Annotated in this window: 19 protein-coding genes and 1 riboswitch; of the genes, 12 read left to right on the forward strand and 7 right to left on the reverse strand. The window is 63.9% G+C overall.

The features are described from left to right. Positions 1-8 precede the first annotated feature (8 nt). The 3 genes from sodC to MAB_RS21220 form a co-directional block, all read right to left on the reverse strand. Positions 9-728 carry a superoxide dismutase[Cu-Zn] gene (gene sodC / locus MAB_RS21210; RefSeq protein WP_005085840.1) on the reverse strand — a complete coding sequence of 240 codons (720 nt, stop codon included), beginning with the start codon at positions 726-728 and terminating at the stop codon, positions 9-11. A 51-nt stretch (positions 729-779) separates the two neighbouring features. Further along, the gene (locus tag MAB_RS21215; protein WP_005062314.1) at positions 780-1,244 is read right to left on the reverse strand and encodes a LytR C-terminal domain-containing protein; all 465 of its coding nucleotides are present in this window, start codon (positions 1,242-1,244) and stop codon (positions 780-782) included. Positions 1,245-1,317: 73 nt separating this feature from the next. Beyond that, a complete protein-coding gene (locus MAB_RS21220; RefSeq protein ID WP_005062316.1) occupies positions 1,318-1,665 on the reverse strand; it encodes a DUF3263 domain-containing protein in 348 nt (115 codons plus the stop codon). 162 nt (positions 1,666-1,827) lie between these two features. On the opposite strand from MAB_RS21220, the gene MAB_RS21225 reads away from it, so the two are divergent. The 7 genes from MAB_RS21225 to MAB_RS21255 all read left to right on the forward strand — a co-directional run bounded on the left by MAB_RS21225 (position 1,828) and on the right by MAB_RS21255 (position 7,322). After that, entirely contained in the window at positions 1,828-2,421 is a 594-nt protein-coding gene (locus MAB_RS21225) for a peptide deformylase (RefSeq protein ID WP_005062317.1), read from the forward strand. Between the two features lie 10 nt (positions 2,422-2,431). Beyond that, positions 2,432-3,331 carry an N-acetylglutamate synthase, CG3035 family gene (locus tag MAB_RS21230; protein ID WP_012296736.1) on the forward strand — a complete coding sequence of 300 codons (900 nt, stop codon included), beginning with the start codon at positions 2,432-2,434 and terminating at the stop codon, positions 3,329-3,331. 9 nt (positions 3,332-3,340) lie between these two features. Continuing rightward, positions 3,341-4,141, forward strand: a complete 801-nt coding sequence (locus MAB_RS21235; RefSeq protein ID WP_005078040.1) for an exodeoxyribonuclease III — start codon at positions 3,341-3,343, stop codon at positions 4,139-4,141. Between the two features lie 129 nt (positions 4,142-4,270). Continuing rightward, the gene (locus MAB_RS21240) at positions 4,271-5,503 is read left to right on the forward strand and encodes a DUF7373 family lipoprotein (protein WP_005112236.1); all 1,233 of its coding nucleotides are present in this window, start codon (positions 4,271-4,273) and stop codon (positions 5,501-5,503) included. A gap of 33 nt (positions 5,504-5,536) precedes the next feature. Then, positions 5,537-6,187 (forward strand): hypothetical protein, encoded by a 651-nt coding sequence (locus MAB_RS21245; RefSeq protein ID WP_005112237.1) that lies wholly within the window; start codon positions 5,537-5,539, stop codon positions 6,185-6,187. Further along, positions 6,187-6,771, forward strand: a complete 585-nt coding sequence (locus tag MAB_RS21250; protein ID WP_005112238.1) for a hypothetical protein — start codon at positions 6,187-6,189, stop codon at positions 6,769-6,771. The genes MAB_RS21245 and MAB_RS21250 overlap by 1 nt, the downstream gene beginning before the upstream one ends. Next, complete coding sequence (locus MAB_RS21255; RefSeq protein ID WP_005085828.1) at positions 6,768-7,322, forward strand: hypothetical protein; 555 nt, start codon at positions 6,768-6,770, stop codon at positions 7,320-7,322. Before MAB_RS21250 ends, MAB_RS21255 begins: the two co-directional genes overlap by 4 nt. Here MAB_RS21255 and MAB_RS21260 read toward each other — a convergent pair. Beyond that, on the reverse strand, positions 7,306-8,622 hold the full coding sequence (locus MAB_RS21260; protein ID WP_005112239.1) for a hypothetical protein: 1,317 nt from the start codon (positions 8,620-8,622) through the stop codon (positions 7,306-7,308). The two genes, MAB_RS21255 and MAB_RS21260, sit on opposite strands and share 17 nt — an antisense overlap. A gap of 18 nt (positions 8,623-8,640) precedes the next feature. Next, positions 8,641-10,377, reverse strand: a complete 1,737-nt coding sequence (locus tag MAB_RS21265; protein ID WP_005085823.1) for an MFS transporter — start codon at positions 10,375-10,377, stop codon at positions 8,641-8,643. A gap of 210 nt (positions 10,378-10,587) precedes the next feature. Then, positions 10,588-10,693: riboswitch (TPP riboswitch) on the forward strand. Here MAB_RS21265 and thiC point away from each other — a divergent pair. The 5 genes from thiC to sigJ all read left to right on the forward strand — a co-directional run bounded on the left by thiC (position 10,692) and on the right by sigJ (position 15,988). After that, on the forward strand, positions 10,692-12,332 hold the full coding sequence (thiC, locus tag MAB_RS21270) for a phosphomethylpyrimidine synthase ThiC (protein WP_005078051.1): 1,641 nt from the start codon (positions 10,692-10,694) through the stop codon (positions 12,330-12,332). Its footprint overlaps the riboswitch before it by 2 nt. A 7-nt stretch (positions 12,333-12,339) precedes the next feature. Continuing rightward, positions 12,340-13,176 carry a bifunctional hydroxymethylpyrimidine kinase/phosphomethylpyrimidine kinase gene (gene thiD / locus MAB_RS21275; RefSeq protein ID WP_005114706.1) on the forward strand — a complete coding sequence of 279 codons (837 nt, stop codon included), beginning with the start codon at positions 12,340-12,342 and terminating at the stop codon, positions 13,174-13,176. Continuing rightward, positions 13,173-13,805: an alpha/beta hydrolase family protein gene (locus MAB_RS21280; protein WP_005095041.1), complete on the forward strand. Its 633-nt coding sequence runs from the start codon at positions 13,173-13,175 to the stop codon at positions 13,803-13,805. Before thiD ends, MAB_RS21280 begins: the two co-directional genes overlap by 4 nt. Before the next feature lie 111 nt (positions 13,806-13,916). Continuing rightward, positions 13,917-15,098 (forward strand): NAD(P)/FAD-dependent oxidoreductase, encoded by a 1,182-nt coding sequence (locus tag MAB_RS21285; protein ID WP_005112240.1) that lies wholly within the window; start codon positions 13,917-13,919, stop codon positions 15,096-15,098. Continuing rightward, positions 15,095-15,988 carry an RNA polymerase sigma factor SigJ gene (gene sigJ, locus MAB_RS21290; RefSeq protein ID WP_005112241.1) on the forward strand — a complete coding sequence of 298 codons (894 nt, stop codon included), beginning with the start codon at positions 15,095-15,097 and terminating at the stop codon, positions 15,986-15,988. The genes MAB_RS21285 and sigJ overlap by 4 nt, the downstream gene beginning before the upstream one ends. Positions 15,989-16,007: 19 nt before the next feature. Here the strand turns inward: sigJ and MAB_RS21295 are convergent, their stop codons facing one another. Next, a complete protein-coding gene (locus tag MAB_RS21295) occupies positions 16,008-16,625 on the reverse strand; it encodes a TetR/AcrR family transcriptional regulator (RefSeq protein ID WP_005085817.1) in 618 nt (205 codons plus the stop codon). Between the two features lie 104 nt (positions 16,626-16,729). Next, a complete protein-coding gene (locus MAB_RS21300; RefSeq protein ID WP_005085815.1) occupies positions 16,730-18,247 on the reverse strand; it encodes a PucR family transcriptional regulator in 1,518 nt (505 codons plus the stop codon). Between the last annotated feature and the right edge of the window lie 121 nt (positions 18,248-18,368).

Genomic DNA, 18,368 nt, shown 5'->3' on the forward strand with positions numbered 1-18,368 from the left:
TCTGGCGGCTAGCCCGCGTCGATGAGACCACAGGCGACGCGCTTGCCTGCGTCACCCGTCGACTTTGTGGTGTCGTCGGGTCCCGAGGCACCGTTGGCCTGGGTGTACCGCTCCGCCGGAATGTTGGCAAAGTTGTCCGACTTTTCGTGGATGATGATCGCGGTACCGTTGCCAGCGAGCAGATCTTCCTTGGTAAAGGAATCCGCGGTGGTAACCAGCTCACCCGAGCCATCCTTGAGGATGTTCAGCGACACCAGGTCACCGCTGGAGGGGTGTCCGGTGTACCCGGGGACATTGAAATGTCCGCCCGCGGACAGGAAATCACCGGGCGCGCCACCGGCGGGCGCAACCGAATTCGCTTCGCACTTCTTGAAGGAGTGGATATGCAGTCCGTGGAAGCCCGGGGTCAGCTTGCCGTTTTGCGTGGTCTTCACGGTGATCCTGGCGTAGCCGTCCTGGAACACGAACGCAGCGGTGGCCACCGGGGTGCCGTCGGCCAGCTTCAGCGTGGCGTTGAGCTTCTCCCCCGCCGGCACCGGCTGCTCACCGCCACCGTGGCCGCCGTGCTCACCCGCGGTCGCGGGCGCGGTGGAGCCGGTCCACACCGGAGGCGTGGTTCCCGGCGTAGTGCTGGCCTGCTGGTCCGGGGAGCATCCGCTCAGGGACAAGGCAACGGCAGCAAGGGTTCCGGAGGCAAGAACGGCGGGCTTAACCATGGGCTTCATCATGCCACCTCTCCTACAGCGCGTAGCACCCGCAGTGGGGATCCGTCAGATCGATCAGATGGCGACGGCAACCACGACACCCGGCGGCTGCTCCAGCAGCTCGGGTGCGCGCGGCGCGGCCTGCACGCCGAGCACCTTGGCGATTTCGTGCGCGGCTTCTTCCTCACCGGCGGTCTTACCGAAGAACACCGTCGTCACGTTCACCTCGGGCATGGGCAGGTTGCCTACTTCGGCGACCTTCCAGCCCGCGGCGGTGACCTGGTCGGCGGCACCCCGCGCCAGATCAGGTACCGAGGTGGTGTTGTAGACACGAACCTCGGGCTTCGGGGCCGGTGGCGGTGTCGTCGATTTGGGAGCTGCGGCGGCGCTGACCGATGTGGAGGTCGAGTCGGATGACGCGGACTTATCGGATCCGAGTGCGTTGAACCCGACGAGCAGGAAGATCACTCCGAGAAACAGCAGCACCATCACCATGGCGCGCAGCGGGAGGCCATGAGAATCGGGTACGCGTTCGTTCATTGTGAATCCACTGTACGGTCCGCGGGCGCCAACGCCTATTTAGCCGGGCTGTGCCGCGATATCTCCGCGACCGCTACGTGACCTCAAAGCCCAGCCGACGTGCCGCGCGTGCCTTCTGGCGGCTCGCCCGCATCCTGCGAAGCCGCTTGACCAGCATCGGGTCCGCGGCCAGGGCTTCCTGCCGGTCCACCAGCGCATTAAGTACCTGGTAGTAGCGGGTGGCCGACATGCCGAAGAGTTCCTTGATGGCATCTTCCTTGGAACCCGCGTACTTCCACCACTGCCGTTCGAAGGCCAAGATGTCGTGCTCGCGCCGGCTCAGACCAGCAGCAATCTCGACTCCGTCCGAGCCGACGGCAGGCGAATCCTCACCAGCATTTGCAGCCTTCGACTGCTCAGCTCGCGCCTGGGCGCCGTCCATAAAAGCTCCTAGACCCAACCGGGGGCGTTTCTCGTACATTGTCAAGTCGATGCGATAACTACAACACTGTGGTTCGGCGATATTTAACCACGCTCAAACCGCAACGGCGGCTAGCCAACCCCGCGCGTCGGCCCTCAATACCAAGCCGATAGCTTGCCTTCCGTGGCTATTGTTCCTATCCGCATTGTTGGCGACCCGGTGCTGCACACGCCCACTCAGCCCGTCCCGGTCGGCCCAGACGGTTCGCTGCCCGACGATCTGCCCGAGCTGATCGCCAACATGTACGAGACCATGGACGCCGCCAATGGCGTCGGGCTGGCCGCCAACCAGATCGGCGTGCCCTTGCGACTGTTCGTCTACGACTGTGCCGAGACCCGCGGTGGCGGCACTCGCCATCGTGGCGTGGTGATCAACCCGGTGCTGGAGACCTCCGAAATTCCCGAGACGATGCCCGACCCGGACGACGACGAGGAGGGCTGCCTCTCGGTGCCCGGCGAGTCCTTTCCCACCGGGCGCGCAGGCTGGGCCCGCGTCACCGGCCTGGACGCCGACGGCAAGGAGGTGACGCTGGAGGGTAACGACCTGTTCGCGCGGATGTTGCAGCACGAAACCGGACACCTCGACGGATTCCTCTATATCGACAAGCTGATCGGGCGCAATGCCCGCGCGGCCAAGCGTGCCGTCAAGTCCAACGGCTGGGGGGTGCCCGGATTGAGCTGGACACCAGGACAAGTCGCCGATCCGTTCGGGCACTGAGAACGGCACCGTGCACTTACCCGGCCTCGGAACACGGGTAGCCATCCGGAGTCGGCGGCCGCCCGGTTCCGTGCCGCCGTTCACCGATACCGTGGGCGAGTTGGTGGCAGCCGCCCCGACCGTGCAGGTACTGCATAAATCCGGTGCGGTGGTCGACATTTCGGCCGACAACATCGTCTCGGTGCGCGTGTTACCGCCGGTTCCGGTGCTCAATCGTGACATCAGATCGATGCAGCGGGCGGCCGCGCTCGCGTGGCCGGGCCTGGAGCACCAATGGCTGGACGGGTGGTTCGTCAGGGCCTCCGACGGGCACACTCGTCGAGCTAATTCCGCTGTGCCTCTTGATCATTCGGCATCATCACGCGCACTCGGCGAGCTAGATGCCTGGTACACCGAACGCGGCCTGCCCACCCTGTTGTGCCTGCCCGACCGATTGATACATCCACCAGATGACCTGGCGACGAGTGACGAAACCGTGGTTATGGTGCGAGATCTGGACAACGCGGGCACGGACACCTTGCCCGCCGAGCCCTCGGCGGATTGGCTTGCCCTGCACGGCGACAACCATCCCCTGGTGGTGCCGGTGCTGACCGCGGTCGTGGACGGGACGCTCGGGTTCGCGGCGGTCGCCAGCGAAGGCTCGACAGCGGCCATCGCACGGGGCGCCGTCACCGAGAACTGGCTGGGCATCTCGGCGGTGCGGGTGGCCGAGAACCAGCGACGGCGCGGACTGGCCGCACAGGTGTGCGACATATTGCTGGGCTGGGGCGCCGCGCTCGGTGCGCGCCGGGCATATGTCCAGGTGCGTGCGGACAACGCTGCCGCCTTGGCGCTGTACCCGACTCTGGGTTTCACCGAGCAACACCGCTATCGGTATGCGCAGATTCGCGCTGCCGGGCACGAAAAGTAAGGTGGCGTCATGCGATTGGCCACTTGGAATGTGAACTCGATCCGTGCCCGTGCCGACCGGGTCATCTCCTGGCTGGAGCGTTCCGGCACCGATGTACTCGCCATGCAGGAAACCAAATGCTCCGACAAACAGTTCCCCATGCAGGCCTTTACCGATGCGGGGTACGAGGTCGCACACGTCGGATTCAGTCAGTGGAACGGTGTGGCCATCGCGTCTCGGGTGGGACTCGAGGACGTGACGGTGGGGTTCGAGGGGCAACCCGGCTGGTCCTCGTCCGAGGACATCGAGGAGGCCTCCGAGGCGCGTGCACTGGGCGCCACCTGTAACGGCGTGCGGGTGTGGAGCCTGTATGTACCGAACGGCCGAACCCTGGAAGACCCGCACTACCAATACAAGCTGCGCTGGCTGTCCGCGCTGCGCGATACGGCGGCCGGTTGGCTTGCGGACGCACCGGACCAGCAGGTGGCGCTGGTGGGTGACTGGAACATCGCACCCACCGATGACGACATTTGGAGCGTGGAGGCCTACCAGGGCAGCACACATGTGTCCGAGCCCGAGCGCAGCGCCTTCACCGCGATGAATGACGCCGGATTCGCCGATGTGGTGCGGCCCTTCACTCCCGGCCCCGGTGTGTACACCTACTGGGACTACACGCAGCTGAGCTTCCCCAAGAAGCGGGGCATGCGTATCGACTTCGTGCTCGGGTCACCGGAATTCGCCAAGCGGGTGGGCAATGCCCATATCGACCGCGAGGAGCGCAAGGGCAAGGGCGCCAGCGACCACGCGCCCGTCGTCGTCGACCTGGACTGAGCTTCCCTTCTCCCCACCGAGATGACATCCACATACGGCCCTACTCATCCGATACGTCAACAGAGGTCATCTCGACCAGAATTGGGCACCGCGGCGGTAAGATTTGCCACCGAGTAGCGAGGGGGTCCCATGCGTTGCCTGCGGGTGCTGGCGATGGCTTTGATCGTGACCGCCTGCGCGTCGCCGTCGAACGGGGTCGAGATCGTCACCAACGGCGAAACCCCGACCGCGTTCTCGCCCCCCACGACGTCCACGAAGGCTAAACCGAAGCCCATCGTCGCGCTTCCGGCCCCGACCGGCAGTATCGGAGACATCAAGCGGCGCAATCTCTTCAATGAAGCAGTCCGACTGACCAGCTCGATCGTGTCCCCGACGCTCATCGAGCCCAGATTCGACAGTGCGGGCCTGACAGGCGTCGTCATGTTGTACAAAGAGGGCCTCCTCGATGACAGCCCGGGCGGCACCGGCAAGCTCCTGGACAGCGTGATCCGGGACTACGGCTATGTCACCGGTGTCCGTGCCGAGCGCGAGCCATCCGGCGACGCATCCACCACTGAGATCCTGCAGAACACCGTCCTGATCTTCAAGGACGATGCGTCCGCGAGTGCTGCGGCCGAGGCCGGCTTCCGTCTCCGTGAGGAACAAGATCCCGATAGACGGAGCCGGGCACAGACCGAAGTGATACCCGGGTTTGCCGACGCCAAGGCATTCACGCGGCGCATCGGCGAAGGAAGCGCGGTTTTCGCGTACACGACGGCCTTCCTGCAGAAGGGGCCACTGGTGATACGTATCTCGGTCGGACAGCGCCCGGAAACCGAGAGCGTCGACATCATCGCGCGCTATCTCAGACGTCAGCTCACCGCGTTGGAAGATTTCACTCCCACCCCCCTCGATCAGCTGAGTTCACTGAGTCCTCCTTTCGATCCCGACGGATCTCTCCTTAAACTCGCGACCGACACGACCGAATTCGGTCCATCCGGCTCGGGTGGCGTCTTTGACGCCCAGGGCGCTCTGCTTTTCGAGAGCGACATTCAGTCATGGTCGGAGGTGTATCGCAAGACTGGGGTCGACCGGCTCGTCCTCGCATCGGACGGCGAGCTGACCCGTGCGGCCGACACTGAGAAAGCGGCGGTACTACTCGCCAAGATTCGCCCTGGATTTCTGGCCAGAAAAGGCTACGAACCAACGGGCGCCCCGAGCACAGTGCCCAGCGCGGAATGTCTGCAGTACACCTCCGTGGTCCCCAGTGATGATCCGCTTCAGAGATGTCTGTTCGCCCGTGGCCGGTATGTCACGTGGGTCGAAGGCACGCGATCGGTGATCGGCCAGCGTGCCCAGGATCGATGGAACCGCCTCGGCTGATCGAAAGCCACGGAGAGCGATGTCCGCCATCGTATGCTTCTGCACATGGGTGGGGCGGAGCCGACGGGCGAATCCGAAGAGCCGGAAAAGAATCAGTTCTTAGATCGTTTTTCGCTCAAACGGCTACATCAGGTGGCGATTGTCGCGGTGCTGGCGACAACGGCTGCTTTCGGCGGATTGGACAAGGCCGAGCCGATGAAGCCGGTGACGTTGGGGGCGAGCTATACCAACGGCATCTACAAGATCACTCCGCACAAAGTGGCCCTGATATGCGATGTGTCGCGTCTACCGACACGCAATGCGCTCTTATTAGAGAAGGCTGCCAAAGACTCGACACTCGTCGGGCTGTTCACCACCGTGGAAAATGTCTCCGATTCGGGCCGGGTGGTGTTGCACGACGTGCGGCCCAGCGACGAAGACGTATTCGATCTTCTCGGGGTCGACGGCATCCGAGACGAGGGGGCGTACGGACCCTACGGCTTGGTCTCGGGACCGCAGCCCGGCAAGGAGCAGGACGTGATTGTCGTGTGGGGGTTCCCCTTCGGTAAGGCGAAGCCCGGTGATGAGGTCACGATCCGAATTTCTGATTTCGCCGAACAACATGGACTGGCCAGTACCGTCACGACCTGGGGAACCACCGAGGAGTACGGAGAGTTGCGTACCACGATGGAAAGGTGCGCGTGATGCGCCGCGGTCACGTCATCATCGCCATGCAGACAATTGCTTGCCTTCTCCTGCTTGCCGGCTCGGCGTATCTGTACACAATCGTGCCGCAGCGCACGGATTCGTATGCGCCGGCGGTGGTGCACGGCAGCGCACCGACACGCGTCGCCGGACGGAATCTGGCGATTACCGTGCACCGGGTGTTCTCGGCGCCCGAAGTTCAGGTGAAACGCTCCGTCAGCGACACCAGCATCGACCTCTACCGAACAAAGGGCCGCTACATCGCGATCGATCTCTCGTATGAAACTGTGCGGATGCCTGACGTCATCGAGCTGCAGCTGATGGCCGATCACCGCAACATCAGCCGGGAGAACTTCGGCACGGACAAGGCCTTCGGACAGCCTGAAGTCGGCATTCGCGGCACGTGGGTCTTCGATGTCCCGGCGTCCACCACGTCGCTGAAATTGCTCGCAATCATATTTCCGGACAACGATTTCCGCATCATGCAGGGCTGGTACGACTCGGAACTCTCTATCGCGATCCCGCCGGAAATGGTCGAGCAGCGACAATCCCTGTCCGTGGTGCAGCACAAGGTAGTTCCGTGAGAAACTGGCTGCGGCACAACATTCTTGGCGTGGCCCTGGTGGCCGTCGGAACACTCACCTACGGGGCAACAGTGGGGTACCCCGCGTGGAAAGAAGGGCTCGGGTCCGATGTTCCCGCGGCCACGGTACCCGCCGGCGCCACGGTCAGGATCGACGGCGTGCTGTGGCGTATGCGGGTGCTTGAGATGCCGCCCCCGGAATACACCAGGTACGACGATCCGCAACCACCCGGTACCCGTTTTGTCTCTTACGCTTTCGACCGTTCCAGGGACGGAAGGCCTGCGCCCCTCGGCGAGGAATGGGGGGCGTGCCGCGCCACCTTCGTCGACCAGAACTACCGGCACTGGTACGGCCAGTCGGGCTTACTGCCGATGTCGGTATCCCAATGGCTGCGTAAGCAGGGCTACGACACCTGCAACACCCCCGGCTCATTCGCCGCCGTCATGGTGGTGCCCAAGGACGCCGACATCACTGCGGTAGACGTCGAATTCTCGCCCGCCAAGGGCAGCGGTAAAAAATACCGCTACGTGCGGTTCACACCTCCTGCGTAACGGGAGGTGCCGAAGCCCGTTCCACACAATGCCAGTACATCGCCACCACAAGACACGTGCGAAGCGGGTCGACCAGCGCGGCAATGGCTGTCCTGATGGATTCCCGATAGGACGCCCACCACATCCATTCGTGCGGTCCGAGCAATGTCGCTATCGCGCGCCACATGTACCCGTCTGTCACGTACACGTTGAAATAGGCGCCATTGGGATCCAGCACCACCGTCCCCATAAAGGCAAAAACAAAGAAGCAGAACGTTATCGGACCGGAGTGCAGCGTGAGCCGGAGTGTGTCGCCCAGTTGATCGGCGACACCCAACAAATTCCGGAAGATCTCGTTTCCGCGCGTCTGGACGAGGCGCGGCAGCCGCTGCCAGCGAGCTCTCGCCGCGATTCCGGTGCGGCTCGCCACGTCGGTGACGCGGGCTCCCTGCTGTTCTCCGAAGGCCGCCCGGCTGACCCCGGCCCAGGTGGTATCCGGACGAACCGAGTAGACCGCTCCCACGATGGCAATCCACGTCACCGCGAGTAATACCGCCAGCACCATCGGCCCCACCGCGTCACTGATCCATTTCCATACCTCGCCAAAACTGCTGAGGTACGTGAGCACGTGCTGCTTCCGTTCGGTATACCAGACAATAATCTTGCGCTCGGATATCCATCTAGGGCTTCCCACAAGCCGATTCGATGCTGCATTGAGCAGCAGCACGACCCACAGGGCCTGCAGATACACAGCCACCAATTGTGTCCAGGACGGAAGTTTCTCCGAGTACTTGGTCAGTGCACCGCGCGCCAGGAACGCAAGCAGGATCGCCAGATAGGCCCGCCAGTCCGAGGGAGTCATGTACTCCTTGGTCTGCTCCAGCGTCTTGTCGGGAGACAGGCCAGCATCCATCGCGTAGTACAGGTCGATGTTCAACAGACCTACGTAGGACGAGTAGTCGGCCAAGATGAGGCGCCACGCCGCAAACAACACGAATACCGGCAGAATTGCCTTCAGAAGTATCCCGACGAATCCCCGATACCAGGGGCCGGAGGCCTCGCCCGTCAGATCCGATTCACTACGAAGCACCAGATACATCAGGATGTACGTCGCCAGCCTGGCCACAACAGCCAACGGCATCACCAAGTCGCCCCAGAACCCGCCGAAATGCACGCCTACGTATACCGCCAGCTTGATCAGCCAGTGCCGGACAAGCCAGCCCGCCAGCCAGATGCCGATGAGCCGCGGCCAGCACCGCCACCACAAGAACCCCGTGCGGCGCAGCAGATCTACCGGGCCGGAAATCCCCCACGTTGCCATGGGCAGATAGTAGCCAGCTCAGTCATCCGCGTGTGCGTACTTACCGCCGGCGCCCAGTGACGCGAGCGCCGCGACCGCCATCATTAAGGCTGCGGCCCCGAACACGACGACAAGTCCGGCGTGGAATGGCTCGGTGATGAGATTGGGGAAGAACGACTGCCCGGTCAGCTCCGCCGTGTTGACCCCGGGCTGCTCGAGAACACCTGACGGAGCGAGCAATTCACCGACTGGGTTGTAGCCCAAGAAGGCCGCGAACAGGCTGCCCACCGGGGGCAGGCTGGACACTTGCGCCGCGGTCGAGGCGGGCACGCCCTGCACGGTGAGGCCCGATTGCATCGCCGCCGGCATGGTCGCCGATAGTCCGACGATCATGAGCGAGAAGAAGATTCCGATGGACAGTGAGCTACCCGCGTTGAAGAAGGTGCCCCGCACACCCGAGGCCGCGCCGCGCTGATGAGCGGGCACGCTGGACATGATGGCCGCCGTGTTCGGAGCGGTGAAGATTGCCGAGCCCAGGCCGTTGAGGAAGATCAGCAGCGCGAACACCCAGTAGTTGAAATTCACCGGAATTGCGATGAGGGCCAGGAACGTCACCGCCGAGAGCACCATGCCGCCGGTGGCAAAGGGGCGGGCCCCGTATCGATCCGAGAGCAGCCCGGCAACCGGCCCCGCCACCAGGAATCCAAGTGTCATGGGCAGCAAGAAGATTCCCGCCCACAGCGGCGTCGACTCGTAGCTGTAGCCGCGCAGCGGCAACCAGATGCCCTGCAGCCAGATGATGAGCATGAACTGCAGACCACCGCGGCCCACCGACGCCAGCAGATTCGCCAGGTTGCCCAGACCGAAGGCACGGTTCTTGAACAGTCGGATATCGAGCATCGGGTCGGCCACCCGTGCCTCGATCACGCAGAACAGCACAAGTAGTGCGACACCGGCGATCAGCGATCCGTAGACCAGTGGATTACTCCAGCCGGTACTCGCATTTCCGTAGGGCTGAATGCCATAGGTGATTCCGGTGAGCAGCACCGTCAAACCGAGCGCCACCGTGACGGTGCCCGCCCAGTCCAGCTTGCCCGGCGTCGGTTGGTCGATCTCGACCAGTGAGCGGTACGACCACACCGTGCCCAGCAGCCCCAGCGGCACCCCCACCCAGAAGATGGCCCTCCAATCCCATTCGGAGAGCACACCGCCGATCAGCAGCCCGAGAAACGAACCGGCCACTGCGGCCACCTGATTGATGCCCAGCGCCAAGCCGCGCTGGGTGGATGGGAAGGCATCGGTGAGGATGGCCGAGGAGTTGGCCATCAGCATGGCGCCGCCCACTCCTTGCACCACGCGCCAGGCGATGAGCCACACCGCACCACCGCCGTAGTGGAATGGGTCGAAGGACAGCACCACCGCCGAGACCGTGAAGACCACGAATCCCATGTTGTAGATGCGAACCCGTCCGTACATATCGCCGAGCCGGCCGAACAGCACGACAAGAACCGCGGAGGCCAACAAGTACCCCATGAGCATCCACAGCAGGTAACTCACGTTCCCGGGCGCGAGCGGATTGAGGCCGATGCCACGGAAAATCGCGGGCAACGAGATCAGGACGATGGATGAGTTGATCGTCGCGAGGAGCACACCCAGCGTCGTGTTCGACAGTGCCACCCACTTGTAGTGCGGATGGTCACGATCGACCCGGACCCGACGCCGCGCCGTCTCGATATCGGCAGCTGTCTCATCGACCCGTGTAATCAAGTCAGTCATCGTCACCCTCGTTGCGCGCTTCTCCCCGACGCGGGCAGCACCGACCGGCCGTCTCTGGTTACCACCGACACTAACTTTAGCAAGGGAAACTATATTCCTGAAACTCACCCGCCCTATCTGTCATATCCAGCCGACCGCGGAAATCTGGCACTCACTTCACCCCCGGGACCGCACGTCGAGGTAGCGTGGCCAGTGTTCGTCAACGAACAGCCCCACAAACACGGGAGCACGCACCAGCGTGCTGAGAGGACGGCTAGGGCCGTCGACCGTATGAACCTGACCGGGTAATGCCGGCGTAGGGAGGAGAATTAAGCATGTCCACCCCATCATCCCGTTCCCAGGCCCCGGAAACCGTCACCACGGGTCCGATTCAGGGCAGCGAAAAGATCTACCAGGAATTGCCCAACGGCTTGCGGGTGCCGCAGCGCCGCGTCAATCTCACCAATGGCGAGTATCTGGACCTGTACGACACCTCCGGCCCGTACACCGACACCAACGCGGTTATCGATCTGCACAAAGGGCTGCCGCCCCGCGCCGGAATCGTGACCGACCGCGGCACCCAGTTGCAGCGTGCCCGCGCCGGTGAGATCACCGCCGAGATGGAGTTCATCGCCGTGCGCGAGGGGGTGCCCGCCGAGTTGGTGCGCACCGAGGTCGCGGCGGGCAGAGCCGTCATTCCCGCCAACCACAAGCACCCGGAGAGCGAGCCGATGATCATCGGCAAGGCCTTCGGGGTCAAGATCAATGCCAATATCGGCAACTCAGCCGTCACCTCCTCTATCGCCGAGGAGGTCGAGAAGATGGTGTGGGCTATCCGCTGGGGTGCCGACAACATCATGGACCTTTCCACCGGGAAAGACATCCATCAGACTCGCGAGTGGATCCTGCGCAACTCTCCCGTCCCCGTCGGCACCGTGCCGATCTACCAGGCGCTAGAGAAGACCAACGGCGACCCCGCCGCCCTTACCTGGGAGTTGTACCGCGACACCGTGATCGAGCAGGCCGAGCAAGGCGTGGACTACATGACGGTGCACGCCGGTGTGCTGCTGCGGTACGTGCCGCTCACTGCCAAGCGCGTCACCGGCATCGTCTCGCGCGGCGGCTCGATCATGGCCGCCTGGTGCCTGGCACACCACCGGGAATCATTCCTGTACACCCACTTCGAGGAACTGTGCGAGATCCTGGCGCGATACGACGTGACCTTCTCGCTCGGCGACGGCCTGCGCCCCGGATCCATCGCCGACGCCAACGACGAGGCGCAGTTCGCCGAGCTGCGCACCCTCGGTGAGCTCACCAAGATCGCGAAATCCCATGGTGTGCAGGTGATGATCGAAGGCCCCGGCCACGTACCGATGCACAAGATCGTCGAGAACGTGAAGCTCGAGGAAGAACTCTGCGAAGAGGCCCCGTTCTACACCCTGGGCCCGCTGGCCACCGATATCGCTCCTGCGTATGACCACATCACCTCGGCAATCGGCGCGGCGATCATCGCCCAGGCCGGGACCGCGATGCTGTGCTACGTGACCCCCAAGGAGCACCTGGGCCTGCCGGATCGCAAGGACGTCAAGGACGGTGTGATCGCCTACAAGATCGCCGCCCACTCCGCCGATCTCGCCAAGGGGCACCCGCGGGCACAGCTCCGCGACAATGCCTTGTCCAAGGCGCGCTTCGAGTTCCGCTGGGAGGATCAGTTCAATCTCTCGCTGGACCCGGACACCGCTCGCGAATTCCACGACGAGACGCTGCCCGCCGAGCCGGCCAAGACGGCGCACTTCTGCTCGATGTGCGGCCCCAAGTTCTGCTCGATGCGCATCACCGCCGACATCCGGGAATTCGCCGCCGAGAACGGCCTGGAGACCCAGGAGGACATCGACGCGATGCTGGCACGCGGCATGGAGGAGAAGTCTGCGGAGTTCGCCGAACACGGCAACCGGGTCTATCTGCCCATCGCATAGGCAGAACATGAGGTCCCCATTCCTGCCTCTCCCGGAGCCGGGCACTACCCCGGTGCGGGCGATGACCATCGCCGGGTCCGACTCCGGGGGCGGGGCGGGCATCCAAGCCGACATGCGCACCATGGCACTGCTCGGGGTACACGGGTGCGTGGCCGTCACCGCCGTGACGGTACAGAACTCACTGGGTGTCAAGGATTTTCACGAAATACCCCCGCCAATCGTGGCGGCACAGATGGAAGTGGTCATCACCGACATCGGCATCCAGGCAGCGAAGACCGGGATGTTGGCCTCGGCTCCGATCATCGAGGCCATCTCGGAATCATGGAGCAACCTGGCCCCGAGTGTTCCCCTGGTGGTCGATCCCGTGTGCGCCTCCATGCACGGCGATCCGCTGTTGCACCCGAGCGCGCTCGATGCGTTACGTACGCGACTGTTTCCGTTGGCGACACTGGTGACCCCGAATCTGGACGAGGTCCGGTTGCTGGTGGACATCGACGTCGTCGACGAGGACTCGCAAAAGGAAGCCGCGCGTAAACTGCACGCGCTCGGACCACAGTGGGCGCTGGTGAAGGGTGGGCATCTGCGATCCAGCGACACCAGCACCGACCTACTCTTCGACGGCACCGAGTTCCATTACTTTCCCGTCGAACGCGTCGACACCGGACACGATCACGGCGCCGGGGACACCCTCGCGGCATCCATCAGTTGCGCGTTGGCGCATGGGCTTCCCGTCACCGAAGCCGTCGCCTTTGGCAAACAGTGGATCACGGAGTGCCTCAAGGCCGCGTATCCGCTGGGCCACGGCCACGGCCCGGTGTCGGCCCTGTTTAGGCTCGATGCGTGAGCACCGAGGAACTTCCGGACATCGCCGGAATTGCCCACCATCCCGACGGGCATCCTCGCGGTGCTGTGGTACTCACCCACGGCGCCGGCGGCAGCTGCCACTCCCCCATGCTGCGCTTGCTGTGTACGGCCTGGGCGGAGCGGGGCTGGCTGGCGATACGTTTTGATATGCCCTTCCGGCGGAACCGGCCAAGCGGTCCACCCTCGGCCTCGTCGGCCGACAAGGACCGCGCGGGTATCGCGGAGGTGATCAATAAGGCTCGCGCCATGGTCGACGGACCGCTGCTGGCGGGTGGCCATTCATACGGTGGACGCCAAACCTCGATGCTGGTCGCGGAAAAGGGACCGATCGTCGATGTCTTGACCCTGTTCTCCTATCCTCTACATCCACCCGGCAAGCCGGACCGGCTGCGCATCGAACATCTCCCGGATATCCAGGTTCCTACCGTCTTCACTCACGGCACCTCGGACGCCTTCGGCACCATCGCCGAGCTCAAGGAGGCTTCGGTACTGATTCCCGGCGGCGCGGCCATCGTGGAGATCGCAGGCGCCCGTCATGACCTGGGATCTAAAACGATCGACGTCCCTGCGCTGGCCATCGACGCCGCACTGACGGCCCTGAAGAGCTAGGACGGCAGCAGCACCCCGAATGTGATGTGCGCCACAAATGCCCGGGGCTTGTCACAGACTGGGTGCGAGCGGGATCTCAAGGGCATCAACCCCGGATGAAGGGAGCCCGACATGACCGACCAGCACCCGCACGTTGTCGTCCTCGGCGGCGGTTACGCCGGAACGATGGCAGCAAACCGCCTCCAGCAGCACACGAATATCGACATCACCCTCGTCAACCCGCGGGAAGAATTTGTCCACCGGCTGCGGCTTCACCAGTTCGCGGCAGGCACCGGTATCGCCACCGCCGAGTACGCCCCGATGCTGGGAAAGCGGGTGCGTCTGGTTGTCGACAGCGCCGTGCGGATCGACGCACCCGCCCGGATGATCAGGCTGGAATCGGGGGATGTTCTCGACTACGACTACCTTATCTACGCGATCGGCAGCACTGACTCGACGGCCGCCGGCGTACCCGGTCTCTCCGAATTCGCTTATCCTCTCTCGGAATTCGAATCGGCACAACGCCTGCGCGTAGCACTGGAAACGTCCGGCCCCGATGTTCAGATCACCGTGGTGGGTGCGGGCCTGACAGGAATCGAGATGGCCTCCGAGCTGGCCGATCTGGGCCGGCACGTCAGGCTGGTGTGCGGCGGACAACTGGCGCCCACGTTTGGGGCGCCCGCACGCAGGACCATCGCGCAGTGGTTCGCCCGACGCCGGGTGGACGTACTGGAGAACACGTCGGTGACCGAGGTGCGGCCGGACTCGGTGGTGCTCGCCGACGGCACGGCACTGTCCAGCGCAATCACCGTCTGGGCCGGCGGCTTCGGGGTGCCAGCCCTGGCCGCTCACAGCGGCCTGAGTGTCGACGCCGATGGCCGACTACTCACCGACGACACCCTCACCAGCATGGACGACGGCCGGATCATCGGCGCCGGTGATGCCGTGACCACCACGAGCCTGCCGACGCGGATGAGCTGCTATACCGCGAACACAACCGGCGCCGCCGCCGCGGACACGGTGCTCAGCCGCCTGGCGGATACCGAACCCGCCCCATTCCGGCTCGCCTATGTCGGACAGTGCCTGAGCCTGGGGCGGAGAAACGCGGTTCTGCAGTTCACCCGTAAGGATGACAGTCCGGTGGGCGCCCATGCCCGCGGCCGACTGACGGCTTGGTTCAAGGAATTTGTCCTCACCGGCGTACCGTGGGGCCTGCGCCGCGAGGGCCGTAAACCGGGAGCGAGTGTGTGGTTCAAGAGCCGGCCCCGGCCCGCAGAGGCCGCCCAGCACCGGGCAGAGGTAGTCCAGTCTTGATCAACAGCGACGAGCATGCCGAGCGGTTCACCCTGCTGCGACCCCTGCTGTTCACCATCGTGTACGAAATCCTGGGCTCGGCAACAGAGTCCGATGATGTGCTGCAAGACAGCTACTTGCGATGGGCACAGGTAGACCTTGCCACGGTACGAGACACCAAGTCCTACCTGGCGCAGCTGGTGACGCGCCAAGCGCTCAAGGCCCTACGCACCAGCGTCCGACGGCGCGAGGACTACATCGGCCCGTGGCTGCCCGAGCCGTTGCTACTCGACGAGCATGACGGATCCGCGGATGTCTTACTTGCCGAATCTGTTTCAATGGCAATGCTGATATTGCTCGAGACACTTACCCCCGACGAGCGAGCGGTGTTCGTGCTTCGCGAGGTATTCGGATTCGGCTACGACGAAATTGCCGGGGCAGTAAGCAAATCAGCCACGGCGGTGCGACAGATCGCGCATCGAGCCCGCGAGCACGTGCACGCACGGCGCAAACGATTCGATCCCCTTGACGCCAAGGAGAGCACCCGGATCGCCGAACAGTTCCTGCTGGCCACCGAGACCGGAGACGTCGAGGGCCTGATGGCGCTCCTCGCACCGGACGCCACCTGGATTGCCGACGGCAACGGCCGGGCGGGCGCCGCGCGGCGGCCGCTGACGGGCGCGGGAAAGCTCGCCCGCATTTTTGCGGGACCATTCCGAAAAGGTATGGCGGACAGGAGAACCGAAATTGTTATCGCAAATGCGGCACCCGCCGTCGCGGTATACGCCGGCGATGCGCTCGAGGTCGTCATCACCATGGAAATCGCCGACGGCAAGATCACCCGGCTCTACGCAGTGGCCAATCCGGACAAGCTGGTGGCGGCAGCGACCACCCGCATGGTGAGCCGCTGAGGTGCGTTGAGCAGTCGCGTCAGGAGCTGACCGAAGGCCAGTCCCGCATCAACAGCCGCGAGGCCCGACGCAGATCGGCCTCGGCTTGCGCCACGGTGAGACCACCGTTGAGGCACACCTGAATACAGCCGAACCACTGATGCACCAGCAGTCTGATCACCGCCTCGTCGTCATCGGTGGGATCCGACAGCCCGGCCACCTCGGATATCAGCTCGTGAAAGCGCTTCTCGATCTGCATCAGGTCGGGCACCTCTGCCAGCGAGGCCGAATTCGAGGACCGAATCATCGCGATTGCCAGCATGCGCCGACGCGTCAGCCCGCGCAGCGCCCGCACCAAGGCGTCGGCCACCCGGTCGGCTGCCGCCTGCCCACCATCGGGCAACGACGGCAGTCGACCGACCAGCCGTTCGGACTCGCGTACCAGCGCCGAGACAAACAGATGACGCTTGGTCGGGAAGTACCGATACAGCGTGCCGATGGCCACGTTCGCGTGCTTGGCGACATCGTGCATCTGAACGTGGTCGAGCTCGCGCGTCATCGCGAGCTCTTCGGCCGCGTCGAGCATGCGCTTGTACTGCTCATGTTGGCGCCGGGTCGATGGCATGGCGGCTGGCCGCACCGGTGACGCTTCAACCATGGCGCTCACGATCTTTTCACCTGCATAAATAACCCCGAAACTGGAACCTGTTCTAATAAGGTAGCACTACCAAGTCCCAACGCAATACGAATTCGAAGACCAGTTCAGTTTCCGGTGCCCGGTGTTCCCGTCAGCATCGCCAGCAGCAGTTCGGCGCGCACACGCGCGATGTCCAGATCGCAGGCCAGCAGCGATTGCACGGTTTCGATCCGTTTCCGCAGCGTATGCCGATGCACGCCCACCACAGTGGCCGCCGATTCCCAATGTCCGTTGGCTTCCAGATAGGCCCGTAAAGACGTCATCAACTCGCTGCCGTGGACGGCATCATGCTCGACGATGGGTTCCAGCGTCGCGTTGGCGACGGCCACCAATACCTCGCGGCTGGCGCCGAATGACAGCAGTGCGCTCCCGGCGAGCGACGTGAACTCAAGCGGTGTTCCCCCGCGTTCGGCCACCGAGGCGGCCAGCCGGGCGTTCTGCACCGCGTCGGCGAGCCGTCCTACCGGATGTGCTCCACTTAGCCCCGCCCGCAGCCCCTTCTTGATGCGCGCGTCCACGTCGCCGAACAGCCGTCGCGCGAAATCGGCGGTCTCCGCCCCCGGTAGCACGACGGTGAGCTGACGCTCGCCGGTATGCGCGAAAACCGGATAGCCCGCGGACTCCATGTCCCGGGTCACCGCCGGCAGCACCCTGACCAGCGCTGTCTGAGACTCGGCGTCCACCACCAATACCCGGATACGCCCACGGGCATCGGCGGCCTGGCCCAGCTGTGCCCAGACCGGGCCCAGATTCCGCTCATCGCCGAGCAAGAGACCCAAGGCTTGCCCGTTCAATCGCCGCTGCGCCTCTTGCAGACGCGATGGTTTGTCAAAATCCAAGGCCAACAATGAGTTTGTATGGCCGAGCAGCACCTGGTCCACGAATGTCAGCGGTGTCTTACTCACAACCGCCAGCACACCGTACGACGTACCGCCCACGCCGATCGCCTGTTGTGAGACGGTAATTCCGGGGTCCAGTTGCTGCACCCCCGCCGAGGCACCCGGAGACAATGCACCCCGCACCAAATTGACGGTCGCGACATCGAGATTGCGCGGATGGCTGGCGACCACCGTGCCCCCGGGATCCAGCACCACGACACTGGCTCGCAGCGATCGTCCGAGTTCGGCGGTGACCGCCTGCACACCACCATTGACAATCGCTCGAGTGATCCTGGGCTGTGCCCGCGATGCTCGCAGCACCGCATCGTATTCCAGTTCGGCGATCCGGGTGCTCACCGCCTTGACCACCGCCGCGAACGGGGTCCGCAGCGGAATCTCCAAGAGGGGCATGCCCAGCTCGTCGGCGGTCGACACCAATTCCGGCGGCACCTCGTCGAACGTCAGACCGGTGCCGAATCCCAATGCCGCAACATTATTTTCGTCGAGCGAACGTAGGTAGCGCCGCCGGTCGCGAGAACTCTTGGGCAGACCGATACCGGTGGTCAGCACCAACTCTCCGCCGGAGAGCCACTGCGCGGGATCAGCGAGTTCGGTGGTGAGCGCCAAGTTGATCTCACGGCCCACACCTGCGGCACCACTTTTGAGGGTGAGTTTCAGCTCGGGCTGATCCAGCACCCAGCGCACTGGAACGGTCATTTCACAGGACTGTACAGAATGGTGAAAAACACCGCGAAGATTCCCAGAATTGTCAGATGATCAAAGAAGTGCCTTAGCGCACACTGAACCTCTGCGTACTTAACGGGAC

It is taken from the genome of Mycobacteroides abscessus ATCC 19977 (genome assembly GCF_000069185.1).
In the GTDB taxonomy this organism is placed as follows: Bacteria; Actinomycetota; Actinomycetes; order Mycobacteriales; family Mycobacteriaceae; genus Mycobacterium; species Mycobacterium abscessus.